Consider the following 20,216-nt stretch of genomic DNA (forward strand, 5'->3'; position numbering starts at 1 on the left):
GTGAATTTGACGTGCAGTTAAAATTTAGCGGCGGAAAGTTAACCGAAATTATTTCTAAGCAGTTAGGGCGTGTGGACTACCGTTAACTCCAGCCTACGCCCGTTCTACTACGCAGCCTACTTTACGCACTACATCCAATAAGATTGTGGTTTCGGCATAAAATCATTCACATTCGACATGTTCTTTATTTCGCCATTAGTCACGTCTTGTTTTGGTTCTGCGTCTGCTTGCTTTGGCTCTTCTAACACTTCGTCTTTAGTTTCTAGTGTTTTATTATCCAAGTCATCAACACTAATTGGTTGATATTGTGTTGCATCTTCAACGGGTGCCGCCGCAAGGCCTTGAATATTACTTACTGGTTGGTTCATTGGTAAGTTTGAGTTCGTGCTACAGCCTTGACTCATTAAGCAAAGAAGCATAATTATTTTTAATTTATTCATGAACTCCCCATGACAGGTATGGTTATATATTTACTTATTAAAACTAATTAACCTGCGTTTTCAGAACTGCCATTACAGCCATAAACTCACCGATGGCGAGTAAGCCGTTCTTTTCTTGTTCCTTTTCGTCCGCTTTTTTGCCGATGGTAGACGAACTATCATCTTTAACGCCATTAAAACCACCACTGCAACCTTGAAGTGATAGACAAAGACATATCGCTAAAACTACTTTACTCATAACCACTCCATCGATTTACAGTTTAAAAACAAGGTTTTATTAGTTTTTGTTGAATTTTAGATAAAGAAAAGCCCATTGAATCAAACCATTCAATGGGCTGCGACACTTAGGAGGGTGCCGTTCTAACTTGCGTTTGGTGGAGTCGGGGGGAGTTGAACCCCCGTCCGAAAAACCTACATCCGCGGTACTACATGTTTAGTCATCTCTATTAATTTAACTTTTTATTAAGCCGAGTGACAGGCCGAACAAAAGCGTGCTCGATTGGATTTAGTGCTTTCTCTACGAGCGAAGAGTCCACACGATCCTGATATTTAATGACCATACAATATCAGAGACCCTCAGGCAGGGTTCCGAATGATGGCTAGCTAGCCTAAGCTGCTAGAGAGTAGTTAGAGTCGTTTGCAACTATAACAGTGCGGCTTTTTACGAGGCCAACCGCCCCTCGACATGCACCTAGGGTTTCGTGAATCTCGTCGAATCCTAAATCGACCCCAGAACTAAAATTCTACGCCTTTCGTTTGGAATTGCAACAAATTAACGAACTTTGTGCTTCATCATTCGTTCTTTGTCTATTTTCCATTCTCGATCTTTCACATCTGAACGTTTATCGTGCTCTTTCTTACCCTTCGCCAGACCAATATTTACTTTCACCCAAGCTTGTTTCCAGTACATAGATGTAGCTACAATCGTATAACCTTGACGCTCAACTTTACTTGCTAGGACTTCTAATTCACGTTTGTTTAATAACAACTTACGAATTCGAGTTGGGTTACAAACTACGTGTGTAGAGGCGGCGTCGAGTGGCATGATCTGCGCACCAGACATAAACGCTTCACCGTTTTTAATAAATACATAACTCTCGGTAATATTTACTTTACCAGCTCGTAATGATTTAACTTCCCAACCTTGGAGTTCTAATCCAGCTTCCAAGCGATCTTCGATTTTATATTCGAAACTAGCGGTTTTATTTCTCGCGATGGTGTTTTCGCTGTTTTTTGGTTTTTTCTTAGCCATAATTTATCTTTATGCACCCATCATTGACGGAATTTAATGTTATAAATCTTATAACAAAATCGTATTTTATCCTAGTACTTGTCTTACTTTGACGGGAATAACAAATGAATTTTATATGGATAAATGCTAAAGTTGCCTGTTTATAATTACTGGCGCAACGATTAGATCGTTATGATGCGTCGTATTAAGCTACTTATTGTTTTGATTATAGGGACTAGTATGCCACGGATAACGCGCAGCGCACTGTTAATGTATAGCGCTGACCAAATGTTTAATTTAGTAAACGATGTCGATGCATACCCAAATTTTTTACCCGGTTGTACCGGTACGCGCATTTTAGATGAGCATGATAATAAAATGACGGCCGCGGTTGATGTTGCCAAAGCTGGTATCAGCAAAACCTTCACTACTCTGAATACCCTGACACCTGGCCAAGAAGTAAAAATGGATCTTGTCGATGGCCCCTTTAAAACGCTGACCGGTGGTTGGACGTTTAAAGCGCTAGATGCAACCGCTTGTAAAGTAACGCTTGATTTAGAATTTGTATTTAGCAGTAAATTAGTGGAAGTGGCGTTTGGCCGTATTTTCTCTGATCTAGTTAATAATATGGTGCAGTCTTTTACTGATCGTGCAAAAGAGGTTTACGGTGTCGAGTAAAATTAATGTTGAAGTGATTTACGCATTACCGAAAGAACAAATTACCTTCACGGTAAGCGTAGAACAAGGTGCGACGGCGCAGCAAGCGATTAACGCATCAGGGATATTAACTAAATATCCTGAAATTGAACTGGATAAGAATAAGTTAGGTATCTACAGCCGATTAATCAAGCTGGATACGGTGCTGGAAGCCGGTGAACGGGTTGAAATATATCGACCGTTAATTGCCGATCCAAAAGAGATGCGCAAGCGCCGTGCTGGGAAAGCCAAAGAAGAAGGCCGACTTCACGAAAAGACCGGCCAAAAAATAAAATAATGTCATTGGTATAATAAAAATCACAATCTAGTGCAGGTTGTGATTTTTATTGTCTCCAAGTGTTCGCCCCCAGTTGCTGCGAACTACCAACTTAACCTGTTTATCGATCTAGCGGCGTGGCAAAGTCAGGGCTCAGCGGATAATCTCCCACCACTGTTTTCAAGTTATTGCCTTCAAAGGTTAACACCAATTTTTTCGATGTAACTACACCACGGCCTGTTTTGAAGTGATACAAGTAGTTCCACGAATCATGGTCAAACGAATCAACAAGCATTGGACTACCAAGTACAAACGTAACTTGTTCTTTAGTCATATCAACACGTAATTTGTCTACTTGGTTATCCTCAACATAGTTACCCTGTGGGATATCAATTTTATAAACCAGTTTTTCTAGAATTGAGCAGCCAGATAAGCTAAAGATGGCCAAGCCTGCAATAAGTAAGTGTTTTAAGCGCATAAGTATTTTGCTAATTAAGTCCATATAGATAGGTAAATAATAACTCGGCTGGCGAGCGAAGTAAATCGATGTATTTAGCCGATTTGCTTCGAATAATACCAGTTAGAAGTTAAACGCAGGGATTAGTTCCCTGCATTATCTTGATTGTGAGAGGCTAAACTAACATTTCTGCGGCATTGCTTAATGTTGACGCTGTTATTTTATCACCACCGAGTAAACGTGCTAATTCTGCAATGCGCTTCTCTTGGCTTAACGCTTTCATACAGGTTTCGGTGGTTTTACCGTCGGTAGTTTTACTCACAAACATTTGTTGATGACCTTTTGACGCCACTTGCGGTAAATGGGTGACACACATAACTTGGGTTTTATCACCTAATTGACGTAATAGCTTGCCGACAATCGATGCTGTTTGTCCTGAAATACCCACGTCTACTTCATCAAAGATTAAGGTTGGTGTTGAGATTTTTTGCGCAGTGATCACTTGAATCGCTAAACTGATACGTGACAGTTCACCACCAGACGCCACTTTACCTAGGGGCTGTAATGGTTGCCCCGGGTTAGTTGAGACTAAGAAGTTGATATTATCTAAACCTTGCGGATTGGGTGTTTGCTGTTCATTGCCTGTTAAGGTGATCTCAAAACAACCGTTTTCCATGCTTAGCTCATGCATGCTTGCGGTGATCAGTTTATTAAGCTGTTTGGCGTATTTTTGACGACTGGCTGAGAGCTTTTCGGCTTGTTGATGATAGCGCGCCTGTGACTCTTGCAATTCGATTTTGATATTTTCAATCCGTTCATCATCACCAGCAATGTTATCTAATTCAGATTTAAGCATTTGATGATGGCTTGCCAGTTGATCGGCTGGTACTTGATGCTTACGCGCAAGCTCTAAAGCTTTACCCAAGCGGTCATCCAAGTATTCAAATTGTTGCGGATCACGTTCTAGGTTATCGGTATAGCTACGGAGCTCATTACCAGCTTCTTCAATCAGTACCACTGCTTCTTGTAAGGTATCGGTGATTGATTTTAATTTCGGATCCATGTCTAACAAGTTTTCTAAGCGGTGGCTGACCACTTGCAACATGCTACAGATGGCATTATCTTCATTTTCATACAAGGTATCGACACTGGCCATACACTCCTGCACTAACTCGGTGCTGTTTGCTAGCAGTTTATGCTCAGCTTCAATTTGGCTATATTCACCGTCAGCAAGGGAAAACTCATCCAATTCAGATACTTGGTATTGTAATAACTGTTGTCTTGCGGCGCGCTGTTGCTGGTTTTGTAATAGCTTTTTTTCTTCATTCGCTAAACTGTGCCAAGCGCGGTAGCCGTCGCTAACATTGGTCTGCAATTTGCTATGGCTTGCATAACCATCGAGGACAGCTAACTGAATTTCTGGTTTTAATAAGGTTTGGTGGGCGTGCTGACCATGTACCTGAACCAAAAATTGCGAAAGTAATTTAAGTTGTTGTAACGGTACCGGTATCCCATTGATATAGCCTTTAGAGCGACCTTCTGCGGTGATCACGCGGCGCAGGATACATTCATCTTCATTATTTAATTCGTGTTCGACTAACCACTTATAGGCGAGAGAACTTGCTTCAACGGTAAAGATCGCACTTATTTCGGCTTTCTTTTCACCGGGACGGACAGTGCTGGCGTCAGCGCGAGAGCCCAATGCCAGACCGAGAGCATCAATAGCAATCGATTTACCAGCTCCGGTTTCACCTGTTACGGTCGTCATTCCTGATTTCAGTTCAAGTTCTAAAAATTTAACGATAGCAAAATTATGAATAGTGAGTTGCGTTAGCATACGTATCCTGTTTATTTTATCAGGCTGGTTTTATATACAGTATATATGTGCGAACCCACAAGTGTAAATACTTTGCTTTTAGTTGCGGGCTTTATTTTTAATTTGTGATCTAAAAGGTGGAAGGTATGGCAATGGGGTCAAGATAAGGCCTAACATCGAATTAAGCCTTTGATCTAGGCTGTTAAGGTTAAAATAGTTTACTGCCCCAACCGAGTTTTTCACGTAAAACGTTAAAGTAATCATAACTTTTAGGGTGGATCAAATGCAGATGATTCTTGTCACGTTTGATGATAATTTCATCACCTGGTAGCACACCGATATGTACATGACCATCGCAACTGACCATCATGTTCTCTTCATTATTTGGCGACACCACTAATCGTACTGTGCTATTGGCATTGATCACAATAGGGCGACTTGAAAGCGTATGTGGGAACATCGCCATTAAGGTGATAGCTTCTAAACTGGGCGATAAAATGGGACCACCTGCAGACAATGAGTAAGCGGTTGAACCGGTTGGTGTTGATACCAGTAGGCCATCTGCACGTTGACTGAGCATAAAACTATCATCAATATGCACTTCAAACTCTATCATGGCAGGGATCTTACCCGGATGTAAGATAGTTTCATTGAAGGCGAGGTTGGTTGCTTTTAACATGCCGTAGCGGTAAATCGAGGTGTTTAATAAAATACGCTTTTCAGAGATATACTGGCCTTGTAATACCCCTAATAACTGCTCATGGAAATCTTCAGGGTCGAGGTCAGTCAAAAAGCCTAAATTACCACGGTTAACCCCGATAACGGCAATATCAAAACGTGATAATACCCGCCCAGCGCCCAGCATATTACCGTCACCCCCGACGACTACAGCCAAGTCCGCTTCTTCACCTAAATTCATCAGTGGACGTGATACGACTTTTTCCATACCAAGATCTTGGGATACGCGGCTATCAACAATCACATTGTATTTATGTTCGGTCAAAAAATTGTGCAGGGCAATAAGGGTTTTGGTTGTTTCTGGGTGTTTGGGTTTTCCGATTAACCCGATAGTTTTGAACTCTCTCTTCATTGCCTTGATTCCACTAAGTAAGTATAGATTCAGTATATACTCAAGCGAGTTGAAGATTCAAAGTATAAACACGATATATATACTGCTTAGTCAGTAAATCAGCTGCTGTTTTTCGCACTATTTTACGCTTGGGACCAACTAGAGATGAATTTGACTTGAATCTCGTGTTAGGATCCCCATTATATTTCGGTATAACCCCTTAATTGTAATATAGTGTACTTATATAAAGTATGCTGAATTGAATGTCGGAGAAAGTAATGAGCAGCGAAGAGCAAAAAGTACAGGCTGAAAAGCAAGTTGAAGAACAGTTAGTAACTGAATCACAGCCTGTTGTTGAAGGTGTAACAACTGAAGACGCACCAGTTGAAGAAGTGGCTATCGAAGTGGATGAGTCTGTAGCACGTATCGCTGCATTAGAAGCTGAACTTGCAAAAGCAACTGCATCTGCTGCAGAATTTAAAGACGCGGCATTACGCGCTAAAGCTGACGCTGATAACATTCGTCGTCGCGCTGCGATTGATGTTGATAAAGCTAAAAAATTCGCATTAGAAAAATTTGCTAATGAATTACTGCCTGTTATTGATAACATGGAACGTGGTTTACAACATGCTGACAAATCAAATGAAGCACTAGTACCACTAATTGAAGGTATTGAGCTAACAGCTAAATCACTGGAATCGGCATTAGAAAAATTTGGTGTTAAAGCGGTAAACCCTGAAGGTGAAACCTTTAACCCTGAATTACATCAAGCGATGAGCATGATTGAAAGCACAGATGTTGCGCCAAATACAGTGATCACTGTAATGCAAAAAGGTTATGAACTAAATGGTCGTTTAATCCGACCTGCAATGGTGATGATCTCTAAAGCAGCACCAGCAGCGACACCAACAATTGATACACAAGCTTAATTGCGAATGTAGCAAGCAGCTGTAGTATTGATAGATATAGCCTAGTCATATAGTACAGTTGTGAAAATAGAGCCGTTTGGCTCTATTTTTTTATCTGCGGTTTTATACTGGGAATATGTTTTAGCATTTTCTGATAGAAAGAATTAACCAGCAGGATAGAGTGCGCCTAAAATAGCACTGCGGCAGGCTCCCGTAACAGCGGGAAGGTTACCTGGCTGTTTATGGATATGCTGTTTCGCTAACCAAGCAAATGCAATAGCTTCAACCCAATCAGGAGCAATACCAATCTCGGCTGTGGTCATGACTGGTCTATTAGGTAAGAGCTCGGCCAAATCAGCCATCAGTAATGGATTCGCTGCGCCGCCTCCACAAATATATACTTCAGTGCTGATACTTTGACTACCGTTGTTATCAAGATCTAAGTTAATAACCTCATTGGCAATAGACACGGCTGTAAAGCGAGTTAGTGTGCGCTGTACGTCTGCATCTGAATAGCTTTGACGCGTATTCTTGGCTTTGTTATATAGATTGTTATCTAAATAAGCTTGCAACCAAGCTAAGTTAAATAATTCCCGCCCGGTGCTTTTCGGTGGCGTTAACTCAAAGTAAGGGTGTTGTAATAATAAGCTTAATAACGGTTGGATAATAACGCCAGATTTAGCCCATTGACCATCTTCATCATAATTTTTATCACTGTTGTTTTTAGCTGTAAACCAGGCGTCGAGCAGGGTGTTGCCGGGACCGGTATCATAACCAATAACAGTCTTATCTTGTACTAAGCTGGGTAAGTAAGTGATATTTGCCAAACCACCAATATTAACAATCGCGCGATTTATCGTTTGGTGTTGAAACACCGCTTGATGGAATGCCGGCACTAAAGGCGCACCTTGACCGCCCAGTGCCATATCTTTGCGTCTAAAGTCTGCAACCGTATCAATGTTGGTTAAAGCGGCAAGGATATTAGCGTCACCGATCTGCAAGGTAAAGCCGTGTTCAGGGTGATGACGTATGGTTTGGCCGTGAGAACCAATCGCAATGACATCACTGGCGCTATAAGGTGTCTTTGCTAATAACTGCTGACAAGCAAGTGCAAAGGCTTGAGCAAGCGGTTGCTCTATGGTTGCAAGCGCTGTTATCTCATTATCGTGCGGGCGGCATAATTGATGCAGTTGCGAGGTCAGTACCGCTGCCATCGGCTGTAAGTGTTGCGCAAGTAGTTGACACCGACCATCCTTAAATTCAACCAAAGCAGCATCAATACCATCAATACTGGTGCCAGACATCAGTCCGATATATAACTCACGCTTATTGGGCATTGTTGCTCCTTAACGGCTTGTTTATCTAGCCTGTTATTTACTTTAATTAAAAAAGTTATTTTCGCTCAAAGAGTTATTTTGCGACCAGTGAGTATAACTTAGCATTACTTTCCAGTTGTTCGATGATGCTTTTGGCTTTCGAGACAAACTCGGTTTTCTCACTACCACGTAATGAATCCGCTTTCGGCAGTGATACTGTTTTCGGATTTTTGTGCTTACCATTAACCAAGAATTCATAATGTAAATGGGCACCCGTCACGCGACCTGTCGCCCCAACCGTACCAATTTTCTGATTCTGCTTAACGCGCTGGCCTTGTTTTACTGTGCGCTTATTCATGTGCAAGTATTTGGTGACAATATTAGAACTATGCTTAATAAAGACGTAATTACCGTTAAAGCGATTATAAGCAGAAGCGATAACTTTACCGTCACCAGCAGAGACAATCGGGGTACCAGTTCTGGCTGCGTAATCAATACCATTATGCGCTCGTACTTTACCTGTTACTGGGTGGCGACGGTTACGATTAAAGCTCGAACTGATGTATTTAAAGTTGACTGGTGCACGTAAGAAGGCTTTACGCATCGAGCGTCCCGACGGCGTATAATAACTGCCATCACTATTGCGAACCGCTTGAAATTTATCACCTTGGTTAATAAACTCGGCGGCTAAAATATTCCCAGTAGAGACAAAATCACCATCGATATATTGCTCTTCATAAATGACGGCAAAGCTATCGCCTGCGCGAATATCCAAAGCGAAATCGATATCCCAACCAAATATGGTGGCTAAGTTCATGATTTGATTTGCGGGCATGTTGGCTTTTACCCCTGCATTCCAGAAGTTACTGGTGATCTCTGCACGAGCGAATTGTTCGCGTATTTCGATTTTATTTTTTACAGTATTACTATCGTAACCATCCGCTGTTTTATTGATCTGTAACGACTCTGTCGCGCTATAAGGGTAAACAAGTTTAATAAACTGGCCATCGTCATTAGTGGTGATGGTAAGTTTTTCTCCGGGATAGATACTACGTAAACGTTTTGCTGATGATAGTTGGTCTATTTCATAAATGGTTTTTGCTGTTAAATGCCCACGTTGGCCAATTAATGATAAGTTATCACCTGTTCTGACGATTATCTCTTCACTGGTTAAGCGGCTTATCGCGGGCTTGTTTGTCGGTGTGGTTATGCTGGGTAATTTCAAACTGTAGCGATCACCAATCTGATAAATATAGAAAGACCCAGCATCAGAAGATTGTGGCGCGCTGGTGGATACAGGTAGAAAAAGCAGCGTAATTATCAACCCGAAGATAACGAGAATGAAGGCTCGGTGTTGTTTTGGTAATTGCTTAAAACGGTTACCGAATGACATAAAAAAGCGCTACCTTGTAAATATTAAAAAATAAGCTACATATTCTAGCAAATACTAAGGCCTGTGCAAAAAAAATTATCATCAAATTAACGCTATTGCCTTAGTGCAATGGTTTTCAATTGTAACGCTATCCAGTACTATAGAGTCATTATATTTAGGTAATAAGTGTGGAGCTTAATATTATGACGCAAATCATTGATGCGTTACGCGAAATTAAACGTGGAACAGAAGAAGTCCTAGTTGAAGAAGAATTAGTTGCTAAGTTAAAAGAAGGTCGTCCGCTAAGAATTAAATTAGGTGCCGATCCAACCGGCGCAGATCTACATTTAGGCCATACTGTTATCTTAAACAAGTTACGTCAATTCCAAGATCTTGGTCATGAAGTTATTTTCTTGATTGGTGATTTCACTGCAACTGTAGGTGACCCATCAGGTAAAAATACTACGCGTCCACCATTGACGCGTGAAGATGTACTTGCACATGCTAAAACCTATACAGACCAAGTGTTTAAGATTTTAGATAAAGAAAGAACACGTATTGAGTTTAACTCAACTTGGTTAAATGAATTAGGTGCTGCAGGTATGATCCGTTTAGCGTCGCAACAAACGGTTGCACGTATGCTAGAGCGTGATGATTTCAAAAAGCGTTATGCATCAGGTCAAGGTATTGCGATCCATGAATTCATGTACCCATTACTACAAGGTTATGATTCGGTTGCACTAAAATCGGATGTAGAACTTGGTGGCACCGATCAAAAATTCAACCTATTAATGGGTCGTGAATTACAAAAAGCTGAAGGTCAAAAACCGCAAACTGTGATCATGATGCCACTGCTGGTAGGTCTGGACGGCATTAAGAAAATGTCTAAGTCTGCGAACAACTACATTGGTGTCACTGATGCACCAAATGAGATGTTCGGTAAAATCATGTCGATTACTGATGATTTGATGTGGAACTATTTTGAACTGTTATCATTCCGTCCATTAGCTGAGATTGAAAAATTCAAAGCTGATATTGCGGCGCATGCAGTTAACCCACGTGATGTTAAAATTTCATTAGCAAAAGAAATCATTGCCCGTTTCCATGATGAAGCTGCGGCAGAAAGTGCCCATAATGATTTCACACAGCGTTTCTCTAAAAATGCGATCCCTGATGAAATGCCTGAATTTGACTTTGCGGTAAGTGATGCAATGGCTATTGCTAACTTATTAAAAGAAGCTGGTTTAGTATCAGGTACATCAGAAGCAATGCGTATGATCAAGCAAGGCGCTGTTAAAATTGATGGCGACAAAGTAGAAGACACTCGTTTTGTGCCAGCTGCTGGTACTGCGGTATACCAAGTAGGGAAACGTAAGTTTGCGCGTATTACCTTAGCGTAATAGCTTTACCCTAATTACGGTAAATGAAAAAGGCCCATTATGATTTATCCCATAATGGGCTTTTTTATATTTGAAACCCCGTGACTATTCTTATAGCCGGACTATACTTACTAGGAACGGTGATGTTTTAAAACAAAAATAGCTAAGCCTAGATACTAGCGTAGATACCTGTGTACCGCGATCATGCTGAGTATAAATCCCCCTGTTATGACAAGTAACATCGCCAAACCTTCACTTATACTAATTAACAGTGCGCCAGTATAAACCTCGCCTCCCAAGCAGATGCTGTTGCGTAGATATCTTTTTGTAATAGCGACTTGCAATAGGTCGCCAATAATATCGCCAGCGCCCCCTGTGAACACCTCATTACGACTGCTGGCCCACCGCCAATACTGTCGCGCCAAATGGGTTCATTTTTCCATAATTAAGAATTGCAGAGTATACGGGTAGAGACAATGATTTCTTATTCGTTATATCGACGTTCTAATAAATAAAATTGTAGAGTTTAAATAAAAATTAATGACGAAGATGTTGAGGTTAATGAATGTGTGCTTTCAGTTGAAATAGGCAGGGAAGTAAGTGAAAGTGGGTGGTATCGAGGTATAAAAAAAACAGCATAGAGAAGTTTTCGTTTATTTATAAAACAAGAAACTTTTCCATGCTGTTTTCTAAACTTTTAAAACTATAGGCTAGCAATTGATGGTAAAACACCACTTGTGATAGCTAAGGTAGTTAAAACGGTAAAAACGGCTAGAAATTCTTTCATGATAGGTCCTTGGTGTTAGTGGATTGAGTACATTATGCACACATTCTATTCGTTTGGCTAGCTTTTTATGAGAAAAGTGTAACTTTTGATGCTTTGGAGCTCTGTGGCTGCTGAAGTGCTGATTAGTGTGTGTGTTTGCGGTGTTATTGTTATCGGTGATGGTTTTTCGGCGCATTATTGATATTAGGAGAGAGTATTGATGTGTTAAATTGCATTTTTAGCGATCACAATCCTAACTTTACTTGTGTTGCTCGAAATGGGATATGTAGCATGGGGAATGGCGACATTACAGGCGAATGTGATTGAACAAATATAGCTCTCATTAATAAGATAAAATGGGTTTAATGATTTGAATGGGGTGAAGTGTCATCATATTCGTATTACAATAGGGGCATTATGATTGTAAACATTATCAGCACTGGACGTTTAGTAATGTCATGATAATGAATTGATTAAAAGGTTATTAAGCATTATGAGTAATATTATCCCAATGACTGCACGTGGTGCAGAGAACTTACGTGTAGAATTAGAACATCTTAAAACTGTTCGTCGCCCTGAAATTGTGAACTCAATTGCTGAAGCGCGTGAACATGGCGATTTAAAAGAAAATGCGGAATATCATGCTGCTCGTGAAGAACAGGGTTTTTGTGAAGGCCGTATTCAAGATATCGAAGGTAAATTGTCTAACTGTCAGATTATTGATGTGACAAAAATGACTAATAACGGTCGTGTTATTTTTGGTTCTACAGTGGGGCTTTATAACACTGACACGGAAGAGGAAATTACCTATAACCTCGTGGGTGATGATGAAGCTAATATTAAAGAAAACCGTATTTCAATTAACTCGCCAATTGCACGTGGTTTAGTGGGTAAAAGCGTGGATGATGTTGCGATTGTGACGACACCGGGCGGCGCGATTGAATTTGAAATTGTATCGGTAGAATATATCTAACTATCGACACACTGTATGTAGATGCAGACACGAATGACCGTGCACTGTGACCCAGTTTAACGTTGGGTATAGTCGAGCTGGGATTCCTTGCCCAGCTGGATACTCACAAAGCTATTATTTCTTTGGCAGTATGATTTTCTTTTCATCACTTGTACGATAAATAACCAGCGTGTGGCCAATACTTTGTACTTTTTCTGCGTTAGCTTCTTTAACAATGGTATCCATCACTAATGCTTTTTGGTCACGGTCTTCAGTCGCAACTTTAATTTTAATTAGTTCATGGTGTGCTAGCGCTACTTCAATTTCAGCCATAACACCTTGAGTTAAGCCGTGCTGGCCTAGTAAGATGACAGGTTTTAATGAGTGTGCTAAACCTTTTAGGTGTTGCTTTTGTTTATTGCTTAATGCCATATTTTAAATTTCTTATTACTTAGGGTTGAAAAAGAGTAATTTTAGCTTCATCTTCATCTTAATACCATGCCATTATGGTAATGGTTTAAAAAAATATTATTAACAGGCTTTCAGATGACCCCTACACCGAAGAAAAAAAGTACCCAAAAGGGCAGTTCTAAAAATTGGCTCAACGAGCATCACAACGATAAATATGTTAAAGATGCGAAAAAACAAGGGTTGCGTTCACGTGCTACTTTTAAGCTTGAAGAGATCCAAGCAAAAGATAAATTATTAAAACCGGGAATGAATATTGTCGACCTTGGCGCCGCACCTGGTGGCTGGTCACAATTTGCTGTTAAGCATCTGGGTGATAAAGGTCGTGTTATTGCTTGTGATATTTTAGCCATGGATCCAATTGCAGGGGTTGATTTCTTGCAAGGTGACTTTAGAGATGAAAAAGTACTATCGGCATTACTTGCGAAAGTAGGCGATGGCCAGATTGATGTTGTTATCTCTGATATGGCACCAAACATGAGTGGTAATATTGGTGTTGATCAACCAGCAGCAATGTATTTGGTAGAACTGGCATTGGAAATGTGTCGTGAAGTACTTAAACCAAATGGTAGTTTTGCGGTCAAAGTTTTTCAAGGTGAAGGGTTTGAGCAATTTATGAAAGATGTACGTAGTATGTTTACTGTTGTCAAAACCAGAAAACCGGATTCGTCACGTGCTCGTTCACGCGAAGTCTTCATCGTTGCAACTGGTTACAAAGGTTAATTTTTGTAGCTAGTTACAAAAATAATGTCACTGCTGCGATTAAAGGATAAAATCCAGAGTTGTCGTCAATAAGCATTTAATTATGTTAATAAATCGTCAAGTCTTGATATATTTCATTAGACAGTAGAGAATATCGAAAGGGTTCTGCAGCCTTGCATTTTACTTGTAAGGATCACAGGATGAAAAATTTAAAATGTAAGTTGTTGTTAAACTGTCTATATTTAGAATATATTGAGTGTTTCAACTGTTTTTTTTCAGGGAACTTAAGACCCGGAGAGGCTAGATTTTGAGTGATATGGCAAAAAATCTGATTTTATGGCTGGTTATTGCAGTCGTACTAATGTCAGTATTTCAGAGTTTCGGACCAAATGATAATTCAAGTAATCAATTAGATTACAGTTCATTTGTACAACAAGTTAGAAATAAACAGGTTAACGAAGTTAAGATCAACGGACGTACAATCCGTGGTGTTAGCCAAGGTGGTCAGAAGTTTGTTACTTTCTTACCAGCTGAAGACCCTCAGCTGTTAAATGACTTGTTAAACAACAACGTTAAAGTATTTGGTGAGCCTGAAGAAGAATCAAGTTTATTGACTTCTATCTTCATCTCTTGGTTCCCAATGCTATTACTTATCGGTGTTTGGGTGTTCTTTATGCGCCAAATGCAAGGTGGTGGCGGTAAAGGCGCTATGTCATTTGGTAAAAGTAAAGCGCGTCTAATGAGTGAAGACCAAATCAAAACAACATTTGCGGACGTTGCAGGTTGTGATGAAGCAAAAGAAGAAGTTGCTGAATTGGTTGATTACTTAAAAGACCCAAGTCGTTTCCAAAAACTGGGTGGTAAAATCCCAACTGGTATCTTATTAGTTGGTTCTCCAGGTACAGGTAAAACATTGCTTGCTAAAGCGATTGCCGGTGAAGCGAAAGTACCATTTTTCACTATTTCAGGTTCTGATTTCGTTGAAATGTTTGTTGGTGTTGGTGCATCTCGTGTACGTGACATGTTCGAACAAGCGAAAAAAACCTCTCCATGTATCATCTTCATTGATGAAATCGATGCGGTCGGCCGTAAGCGTGGATCTGGTATGGGCGGTGGTCACGATGAACGTGAGCAAACGTTAAACCAAATGCTGGTTGAGATGGATGGCTTTGAAGGTAATGAAGGTATCATTGTTATTGCTGCGACCAACCGTCCAGACGTACTTGATCCAGCATTATTACGTCCAGGTCGTTTTGACCGTCAAGTAACCGTTGGTCTACCTGATATCCGTGGTCGTGACCAGATCTTGAAAGTACACATGCGTAAAGTACCAATCAGCGATGACGTTGAAACAGTACTGATTGCACGTGGTACCCCAGGTTTCTCTGGTGCTGAACTTGCTAACTTAGTTAATGAAGCCGCACTATTTGCAGCGCGTGGTAATAAACGTACTGTATCAATGGCTGAATTTGAAAAAGCTAAAGATAAGATCTTAATGGGTGCTGAACGTAAGAGCATGGTAATGAGCGAAGAAGAGAAAACGATGACAGCGTATCATGAAGCTGGTCACGCAATCGTTGGTCGCTTAGTCCCAGATCATGATCCTGTTTATAAAGTAAGTATCATTCCACGTGGTCGTGCGCTGGGTGTAACTATGTACTTACCTGAACAAGATCGCGTGAGTCATTCAAAGCGTCATTTAGAAAGCATGATCTCAAGTCTTTACGGTGGTCGTATTGCTGAAGAAATTATCTTTGGTAAAGACTATGTATCAACGGGCGCATCAAATGATATTGAACGTGCAACGGATATTTCTCGTAAAATGGTCACGCAATGGGGTCTATCTGAAAAATTAGGTCCAATGAAGTTTGCTGACGAACAAAATGAAGTATTCCTTGGTGGCGGTGGCTCACAAGCTGCAAGCATGTCTGCTGACACCGCGAAACTGATTGATGAAGAAATTCGTTTCTTAGTGGATACTAACTACGCTCGTTCACTACAGATATTAACGGACAATATTGATATTTTGCATTCAATGAAAGATGCATTAATGAAATATGAAACGATTGATGCCAAACAACTTGATGACTTAATGGCACGTGTTGAAGTTCGTCCACCTGCGGACTGGGGCGAAAGCTACGGTACACTGGATGATGAACCAGCTAAAGCTGTGAAAAAAGAAACTAAAGTTGATAGTCAAGAAGCTAGTGAAAAAGATAGTGACAAGAAAGATGCAGAATAAGCGTTAGCTTACTCGGTATTACTTTTTAGCTATTAATTCATGATAGAATAAACCTCGAGTCTAACTCGGGGTTTTTTTTTAGGGACAAAAACGATAATGCAGTTAAACTTAACGACCAATAGCGGCAGTGTGAAAATACTTGATCTTACGCAGCCGATAGTGATGGGTATTTTAAATGTAACGCCAGATTCATTTTCTGATGGTGGTCAGTATCACGCTTTAGACGCGGCTTTTAAGCAAGCTGAAAAGATGGTCGCTGATGGCGCTAAGATTATTGATATTGGTGGTGAGTCAACTCGACCTGGCGCAAGTGCGGTTAGTTTAGAAGAAGAACTAATACGTGTTATACCTATCATTAAACTCATATCTGCACAGCTTGATGTGGTGATCTCTATCGATACCAGCAAAGCACAAGTGATGCGTCAAGCCATTGCTGCAGGCGCACATATTATCAATGATGTGCGAGCGTTACAGGAAGAGGGAGCATTACAAGCGGCAGCTGACTTGGCTGTACCTGTGTGTATTATGCATATGCAAGGCCAACCAAGTACTATGCAAAATGCACCTTGCTATCAAGATGTCACCGCTGAAGTAGTGGCGTTTTTACAGCAACGTATTGATGCTTGTATTCACGCAGGTATTAAACGTGAGCATATTATTCTCGACCCTGGTTTTGGTTTTGGCAAAACACTTGAACAGAATTTCCAGTTACTGGCGGATACCCCAGTCTTTCATCAGTTCGATTTACCTGTGCTAATTGGTGTTTCGCGAAAGTCGATGATAGGTAATTTATTACACTGTGATGAATCTCAGCGCTTAGCGGGCGGTCTTGCCTGTGCAAGTCGTGCTGCTACCGATGGCGCGCACATATTTCGTGTTCACGATGTCAGAGAAACCGCTGATGTTTTAGCTATCGTGGCACAACTTGCTAAACACCGCGTTAGTAAGCGTGATTAGAATAATAAAAGCATAATAAATAACGATTTTAATTAAAAATAAATTGGTTGGGATTATGTCTCAACTGGTAATGAAAGATATTAGGGATTAAATATGTCAAGAAAGTATTTTGGTACCGATGGTATTCGTGGCCTTGTTGGTAAAGCACCAATTACACCTGAGTTTGCACTTAAATTGGGTTGGGCGGCAGGTAAGGTACTTGCGAAACAAGGCACCAAGAAAGTTCTTATCGGTAAAGATACACGTATTTCTGGTTACATGCTGGAATGTGCTTTAGAGGCTGGTTTATCGGCTGCAGGTCTTGATGCTGCATTTATGGGACCAATGCCAACTCCGGCTGTTGCTTATTTAACACGTACATTCCGCGCAGAAGCGGGTATTGTGATCAGTGCATCACACAACCCATATCATGATAACGGTATTAAATTTTTCTCAGCTAATGGTACAAAATTACCTGATGACGTTGAACTGGCGATTGAAGCGCAGTTAGACAAAGAATTGACCTGTGTTGAATCTGCATTACTTGGTAAAGCAGTACGTATTGAAGATGCGGCTGGTCGTTATATTGAATATTGTAAAAGTACCTTTCCATCACGTGCTAGTCTAAAAGGCCTAAAGATTGTATTAGATTGTGCCCATGGTGCAACTTATCATATCGCGCCAAATGTATTTAAAGAGTTAGGTGCCGAGATTATTACGATTGGTGTCAGTCCCAATGGTTTGAACATTAATGATGGTTGTGGTGCTACTGAACCTGCAGCATTGGCTGCGCGCGTTATTGCCGAAAAAGCCGATCTTGGTATTGCTTATGATGGTGATGGTGATCGTTTGATGATGGTTGATCATACCGGTTATGTTATTGATGGCGATGAAGTGCTTTATATTATTGCCCGTGATGCATTACGTAATGGTGATCTTAAAGGCGGTGTTGTTGGTACGCTCATGGCCAATATGGGCTTAGAGCTTGCGCTTAAATCATTAGGCATTCCATTTGCACGTAGTGCGGTTGGCGATCGTTATGTTGTTGAAATGCTGCTTGAGAAAGGTTGGCGCATTGGTGGTGAAAATTCAGGCCATATTATTTCTCTGGATCACACCACCACAGGTGACGGTATCGTATCAAGCTTGCTAGTATTGGCAGCTATGGTGCAAAGTGGTTTAACATTAAAAGAATTACGCTCTGGCATGAGTAAATTCCCACAGGTGTTAGTCAATGTGCGCTTTAGTGGTGATTCGGACCCATTATTAGCTGAATCAGTACAGCAAGCGGTTAAAGATGTCGAACAAGAACTTGCTGATCGTGGTCGTGTGTTACTGCGCAAATCAGGTACTGAACCGCTCATCCGCGTGATGGTTGAAGGTGAAGATGAAGCGCATGTTTTAGCGCTGGCAAATAAAATTGCGGATGCGGTTAAAGCAACATTTTAAACCCGCGTAGATAGTCATTTTAAGGCTTATTAGTATACGGCAACTGGTGTTGTTTTGCGCTAAAGCCTTTTATTCATTGTTTTTTTAATAATCAGCTTGCAACTAGGGTAGAGGTTAGATAATATCTGCTTCGCTTTACCACTTATCGTGATTTAGTTAGAGATTGACTGAATATCGAATTAAGTGTCCCTTACCTCGGGTAAGGATGTTCGATAAAGCTATATTAAACCTTTTGAGATTTAGGTATTAAAATGTACGAAGTTATTATTGTTATTTACTTAATTGTTGCACTTGCAATCATTGGATTCGTTCTAATGCAGCAAGGCAAAGGCGCTGATATGGGTGCTAGCTTTGGTTCTGGTGGTTCAAATACTGTATTTGGTGCTGGCGGTTCAGGTAACTTTTTAACTCGCGTTACTGCAATCCTTGCTGTTGCATTTTTTGCTTTAAGCCTAGTGCTTGGTAACTTATCTACGCAATCGGAAACTGATGTGATTTTAGATGCTGAAAAACCAGTAATCACAAGTGATGTTCCTGTAGCGCCAGTAAGCAACAGCGACGTACCTCAATAAGAATTAAGCCGTGGTGGTGAAATTGGTAGACACGCCAGCTTGAGGGGCTGGTGTCCGAAAGGACGTGCGGGTTCAAGTCCCGCCCACGGCACCAAATAAGAAAAACCTTAGTATTTTATACTAAGGTTTTTTTTTACCTGAATTTTAGTTTAAATAGATTTAATCGTACATTATCCTTATTTTAGAATGATTTATGTCTATTGTTTACTGCTGTTAGATTGATTCATTATTAAAGTGAATTTAGCCTTGCTTATTGTAGTTGCAATAGCCTATAATCAGCGCAGTAAGATTGTTGTCGCGGGATGGAGCAGTTTGGTAGCTCGTCGGGCTCATAACCCGAAGGTCGTTGGTTCAAATCCAGCTCCCGCAACCATTTTATACCTGTTGATAAGGCTAGTTAACAGTGTGCAAATAGCATTACATAAATTTAATTTATCTCGGTAAATCTAATTTACGTAATACTATTGGCTTCTTGCTTATTATTCATTTAATAAGCGTCACGCAAGTGACATACAAGGTCTAGTAGTAAGAAGCCCCGCCTTATAGTCGGGGCTTTTTATTTTTTAAATTACGGGCATATGCCCTTTTTTTGTTTTTATGGAGGGTTGTTTTGGCGAGTCTAGAACAAACAATAACTGAATTGTTGGAACCAACAGTTGAAATGTTAGGTTTCGAACTTATTGGTATTGAGTTTACACGAGCTGGTAAGCACTCGACATTACTTGTTTACATCGATCATGAAAACGGTATTTTCGTTGATGATTGCTCGAAAGTAAGTCATCAAATTAGCGCGATCATGGACGTTGAAGATCCAATCAGCACAGAGTACTTTTTAGAAGTATCTTCACCTGGTATGGAACGACCACTATTTAAAGCATCACATTATGCAGACTATTGTGGTTCTGAAATTAAAGCATTATTACGTATGGCTGTTAATGGCCGTCGTAAATTGAGAGGCGTTATCAAAAGTGTTGACGGTGATATGATCACTGTAACAATTGATGGCAAAGACGAAGTCTTTGCACACGCAAATATCCAAAAAGCAAATATTGTTCCAAAATTTGACTAACGAGGCGTCCGGGAATGAATAAAGAAATTCTGTTAGTTGTTGATGCAGTTTCTAACGAGAAAGCACTACCTCGTGAGAAAATCTTCGAAGCAATGGAAA

At 40.5% G+C, this 20,216-nt stretch carries 20 protein-coding genes, 2 tRNA genes and 1 other RNA gene; 13 read left to right on the plus strand and 10 right to left on the minus strand.

Annotated elements, in window-relative coordinates; translation table 11 throughout:
* Positions 1-128: 128 nt before the first annotated feature.
* The 4 genes from QNK26_RS00115 to smpB all read right to left on the minus strand — a co-directional run bounded on the left by QNK26_RS00115 (position 129) and on the right by smpB (position 1,692).
* Entirely contained in the window at positions 129-440 is a 312-nt protein-coding gene (locus QNK26_RS00115; protein ID WP_319220175.1) for a hypothetical protein, read from the minus strand.
* A 43-nt stretch (positions 441-483) separates the two neighbouring features.
* Positions 484-678 carry a hypothetical protein gene (locus QNK26_RS00120; RefSeq protein WP_319220177.1) on the minus strand — a complete coding sequence of 65 codons (195 nt, stop codon included), beginning with the start codon at positions 676-678 and terminating at the stop codon, positions 484-486.
* A 134-nt stretch (positions 679-812) separates the two neighbouring features.
* Positions 813-1,171: a transfer-messenger RNA gene (gene ssrA, locus QNK26_RS00125) on the minus strand.
* Positions 1,172-1,212: 41 nt separating this feature from the next.
* Positions 1,213-1,692, minus strand: coding sequence for an SsrA-binding protein SmpB (gene smpB / locus QNK26_RS00130; protein ID WP_101063942.1), 480 nt, complete (start codon positions 1,690-1,692; stop codon positions 1,213-1,215).
* Positions 1,693-1,911: 219 nt separating this feature from the next.
* Between smpB and QNK26_RS00135 the strand changes: the two genes are divergently transcribed.
* Both QNK26_RS00135 and QNK26_RS00140 read left to right on the plus strand, forming a co-directional pair.
* On the plus strand, positions 1,912-2,349 hold the full coding sequence (locus tag QNK26_RS00135) for an SRPBCC family protein (protein WP_319220181.1): 438 nt from the start codon (positions 1,912-1,914) through the stop codon (positions 2,347-2,349).
* Complete coding sequence (locus QNK26_RS00140) at positions 2,339-2,665, plus strand: RnfH family protein (protein ID WP_319220183.1); 327 nt, start codon at positions 2,339-2,341, stop codon at positions 2,663-2,665. Before QNK26_RS00135 ends, QNK26_RS00140 begins: the two co-directional genes overlap by 11 nt.
* Before the next feature lie 100 nt (positions 2,666-2,765).
* Here QNK26_RS00140 and bamE read toward each other — a convergent pair whose 3' ends face one another.
* The 3 genes from bamE to nadK all read right to left on the minus strand — a co-directional run bounded on the left by bamE (position 2,766) and on the right by nadK (position 6,007).
* A complete protein-coding gene (bamE, locus tag QNK26_RS00145; protein ID WP_319220185.1) occupies positions 2,766-3,122 on the minus strand; it encodes an outer membrane protein assembly factor BamE in 357 nt (118 codons plus the stop codon).
* A gap of 154 nt (positions 3,123-3,276) precedes the next feature.
* Positions 3,277-4,938 carry a DNA repair protein RecN gene (recN, locus tag QNK26_RS00150; RefSeq protein WP_319220189.1) on the minus strand — a complete coding sequence of 554 codons (1,662 nt, stop codon included), beginning with the start codon at positions 4,936-4,938 and terminating at the stop codon, positions 3,277-3,279.
* A 187-nt stretch (positions 4,939-5,125) separates the two neighbouring features.
* Positions 5,126-6,007, minus strand: coding sequence for an NAD(+) kinase (gene nadK / locus QNK26_RS00155; protein ID WP_319220191.1), 882 nt, complete (start codon positions 6,005-6,007; stop codon positions 5,126-5,128).
* A gap of 257 nt (positions 6,008-6,264) precedes the next feature.
* On the opposite strand from nadK, the gene grpE reads away from it, so the two are divergent.
* Entirely contained in the window at positions 6,265-6,915 is a 651-nt protein-coding gene (gene grpE / locus QNK26_RS00160) for a nucleotide exchange factor GrpE (RefSeq protein WP_319220215.1), read from the plus strand.
* 143 nt (positions 6,916-7,058) lie between these two features.
* Here the strand turns inward: grpE and QNK26_RS00165 are convergent, their stop codons facing one another.
* A complete protein-coding gene (locus QNK26_RS00165) occupies positions 7,059-8,231 on the minus strand; it encodes an anhydro-N-acetylmuramic acid kinase (protein WP_319220193.1) in 1,173 nt (390 codons plus the stop codon).
* A 73-nt stretch (positions 8,232-8,304) separates the two neighbouring features.
* Positions 8,305-9,603, minus strand: coding sequence for a peptidoglycan DD-metalloendopeptidase family protein (locus tag QNK26_RS00170; protein WP_319220195.1), 1,299 nt, complete (start codon positions 9,601-9,603; stop codon positions 8,305-8,307).
* A gap of 182 nt (positions 9,604-9,785) precedes the next feature.
* Here QNK26_RS00170 and tyrS point away from each other — a divergent pair, with 182 nt between their 5' ends.
* Positions 9,786-10,982, plus strand: a complete 1,197-nt coding sequence (tyrS, locus tag QNK26_RS00175; RefSeq protein ID WP_319220197.1) for a tyrosine--tRNA ligase — start codon at positions 9,786-9,788, stop codon at positions 10,980-10,982.
* Positions 10,983-12,220: 1,238 nt separating this feature from the next.
* Positions 12,221-12,700 carry a transcription elongation factor GreA gene (gene greA / locus QNK26_RS00180; protein WP_319220199.1) on the plus strand — a complete coding sequence of 160 codons (480 nt, stop codon included), beginning with the start codon at positions 12,221-12,223 and terminating at the stop codon, positions 12,698-12,700.
* A gap of 114 nt (positions 12,701-12,814) precedes the next feature.
* On the opposite strand, the gene yhbY is transcribed toward greA, so the two are convergent.
* Positions 12,815-13,111, minus strand: coding sequence for a ribosome assembly RNA-binding protein YhbY (gene yhbY / locus QNK26_RS00185; protein WP_319220201.1), 297 nt, complete (start codon positions 13,109-13,111; stop codon positions 12,815-12,817).
* A gap of 114 nt (positions 13,112-13,225) precedes the next feature.
* Here yhbY and rlmE point away from each other — a divergent pair, with 114 nt between their 5' ends.
* The 8 genes from rlmE (at position 13,226) to rimP (ending at position 20,117) form a co-directional block, all read left to right on the plus strand.
* On the plus strand, positions 13,226-13,870 hold the full coding sequence (rlmE, locus tag QNK26_RS00190) for a 23S rRNA (uridine(2552)-2'-O)-methyltransferase RlmE (RefSeq protein WP_319220203.1): 645 nt from the start codon (positions 13,226-13,228) through the stop codon (positions 13,868-13,870).
* Positions 13,871-14,165: 295 nt separating this feature from the next.
* Positions 14,166-16,091, plus strand: coding sequence for an ATP-dependent zinc metalloprotease FtsH (gene ftsH, locus QNK26_RS00195; protein ID WP_319220205.1), 1,926 nt, complete (start codon positions 14,166-14,168; stop codon positions 16,089-16,091).
* 96 nt (positions 16,092-16,187) lie between these two features.
* Positions 16,188-17,048, plus strand: a complete 861-nt coding sequence (gene folP, locus QNK26_RS00200; RefSeq protein WP_319220207.1) for a dihydropteroate synthase — start codon at positions 16,188-16,190, stop codon at positions 17,046-17,048.
* A gap of 93 nt (positions 17,049-17,141) precedes the next feature.
* Positions 17,142-18,476 (plus strand): phosphoglucosamine mutase, encoded by a 1,335-nt coding sequence (glmM, locus tag QNK26_RS00205; RefSeq protein ID WP_319220209.1) that lies wholly within the window; start codon positions 17,142-17,144, stop codon positions 18,474-18,476.
* 251 nt (positions 18,477-18,727) lie between these two features.
* Positions 18,728-19,048 carry a preprotein translocase subunit SecG gene (gene secG, locus QNK26_RS00210; RefSeq protein ID WP_319220211.1) on the plus strand — a complete coding sequence of 107 codons (321 nt, stop codon included), beginning with the start codon at positions 18,728-18,730 and terminating at the stop codon, positions 19,046-19,048.
* A gap of 7 nt (positions 19,049-19,055) precedes the next feature.
* Positions 19,056-19,142, plus strand: a tRNA-Leu gene (locus QNK26_RS00215).
* A gap of 202 nt (positions 19,143-19,344) precedes the next feature.
* Positions 19,345-19,421, plus strand: a tRNA-Met gene (locus tag QNK26_RS00220).
* 237 nt (positions 19,422-19,658) lie between these two features.
* Positions 19,659-20,117, plus strand: a complete 459-nt coding sequence (gene rimP / locus QNK26_RS00225; protein WP_319220213.1) for a ribosome maturation factor RimP — start codon at positions 19,659-19,661, stop codon at positions 20,115-20,117.
* Positions 20,118-20,216: the final 99 nt, after the last annotated feature.

Origin of the sequence: Moritella sp. (genome assembly GCF_033791185.1) — a bacterium.
Classification (GTDB): domain Bacteria; phylum Pseudomonadota; class Gammaproteobacteria; order Enterobacterales; family Moritellaceae; genus Moritella.

Excerpts from the sequence above, each read along its gene's own strand:
- QNK26_RS00115 (WP_319220175.1), bottom strand. The coding sequence starts at position 440 with ATGAATAAATTAAAAATAATTATGCTTCTTTGCTTAATGAGTCAAGGC.
- QNK26_RS00120 (WP_319220177.1), bottom strand. The coding sequence starts at position 678 with ATGAGTAAAGTAGTTTTAGCGATATGTCTTTGTCTATCACTTCAAGGT.
- smpB (WP_101063942.1), bottom strand. The coding sequence starts at position 1,692 with ATGGCTAAGAAAAAACCAAAAAACAGCGAAAACACCATCGCGAGAAAT.
- QNK26_RS00135 (WP_319220181.1), top strand. The coding sequence starts at position 1,912 with ATGCCACGGATAACGCGCAGCGCACTGTTAATGTATAGCGCTGACCAA.
- bamE (WP_319220185.1), bottom strand. The coding sequence starts at position 3,122 with ATGCGCTTAAAACACTTACTTATTGCAGGCTTGGCCATCTTTAGCTTA.
- recN (WP_319220189.1), bottom strand. The coding sequence starts at position 4,938 with ATGCTAACGCAACTCACTATTCATAATTTTGCTATCGTTAAATTTTTA.
- nadK (WP_319220191.1), bottom strand. The coding sequence starts at position 6,007 with ATGAAGAGAGAGTTCAAAACTATCGGGTTAATCGGAAAACCCAAACAC.
- grpE (WP_319220215.1), top strand. The coding sequence starts at position 6,265 with ATGAGCAGCGAAGAGCAAAAAGTACAGGCTGAAAAGCAAGTTGAAGAA.
- QNK26_RS00165 (WP_319220193.1), bottom strand. The coding sequence starts at position 8,231 with ATGCCCAATAAGCGTGAGTTATATATCGGACTGATGTCTGGCACCAGT.
- QNK26_RS00170 (WP_319220195.1), bottom strand. The coding sequence starts at position 9,603 with ATGTCATTCGGTAACCGTTTTAAGCAATTACCAAAACAACACCGAGCC.
- tyrS (WP_319220197.1), top strand. The coding sequence starts at position 9,786 with ATGACGCAAATCATTGATGCGTTACGCGAAATTAAACGTGGAACAGAA.
- greA (WP_319220199.1), top strand. The coding sequence starts at position 12,221 with ATGAGTAATATTATCCCAATGACTGCACGTGGTGCAGAGAACTTACGT.
- yhbY (WP_319220201.1), bottom strand. The coding sequence starts at position 13,111 with ATGGCATTAAGCAATAAACAAAAGCAACACCTAAAAGGTTTAGCACAC.
- rlmE (WP_319220203.1), top strand. The coding sequence starts at position 13,226 with ATGACCCCTACACCGAAGAAAAAAAGTACCCAAAAGGGCAGTTCTAAA.
- ftsH (WP_319220205.1), top strand. The coding sequence starts at position 14,166 with ATGGCAAAAAATCTGATTTTATGGCTGGTTATTGCAGTCGTACTAATG.
- folP (WP_319220207.1), top strand. The coding sequence starts at position 16,188 with ATGCAGTTAAACTTAACGACCAATAGCGGCAGTGTGAAAATACTTGAT.
- glmM (WP_319220209.1), top strand. The coding sequence starts at position 17,142 with ATGTCAAGAAAGTATTTTGGTACCGATGGTATTCGTGGCCTTGTTGGT.
- secG (WP_319220211.1), top strand. The coding sequence starts at position 18,728 with ATGTACGAAGTTATTATTGTTATTTACTTAATTGTTGCACTTGCAATC.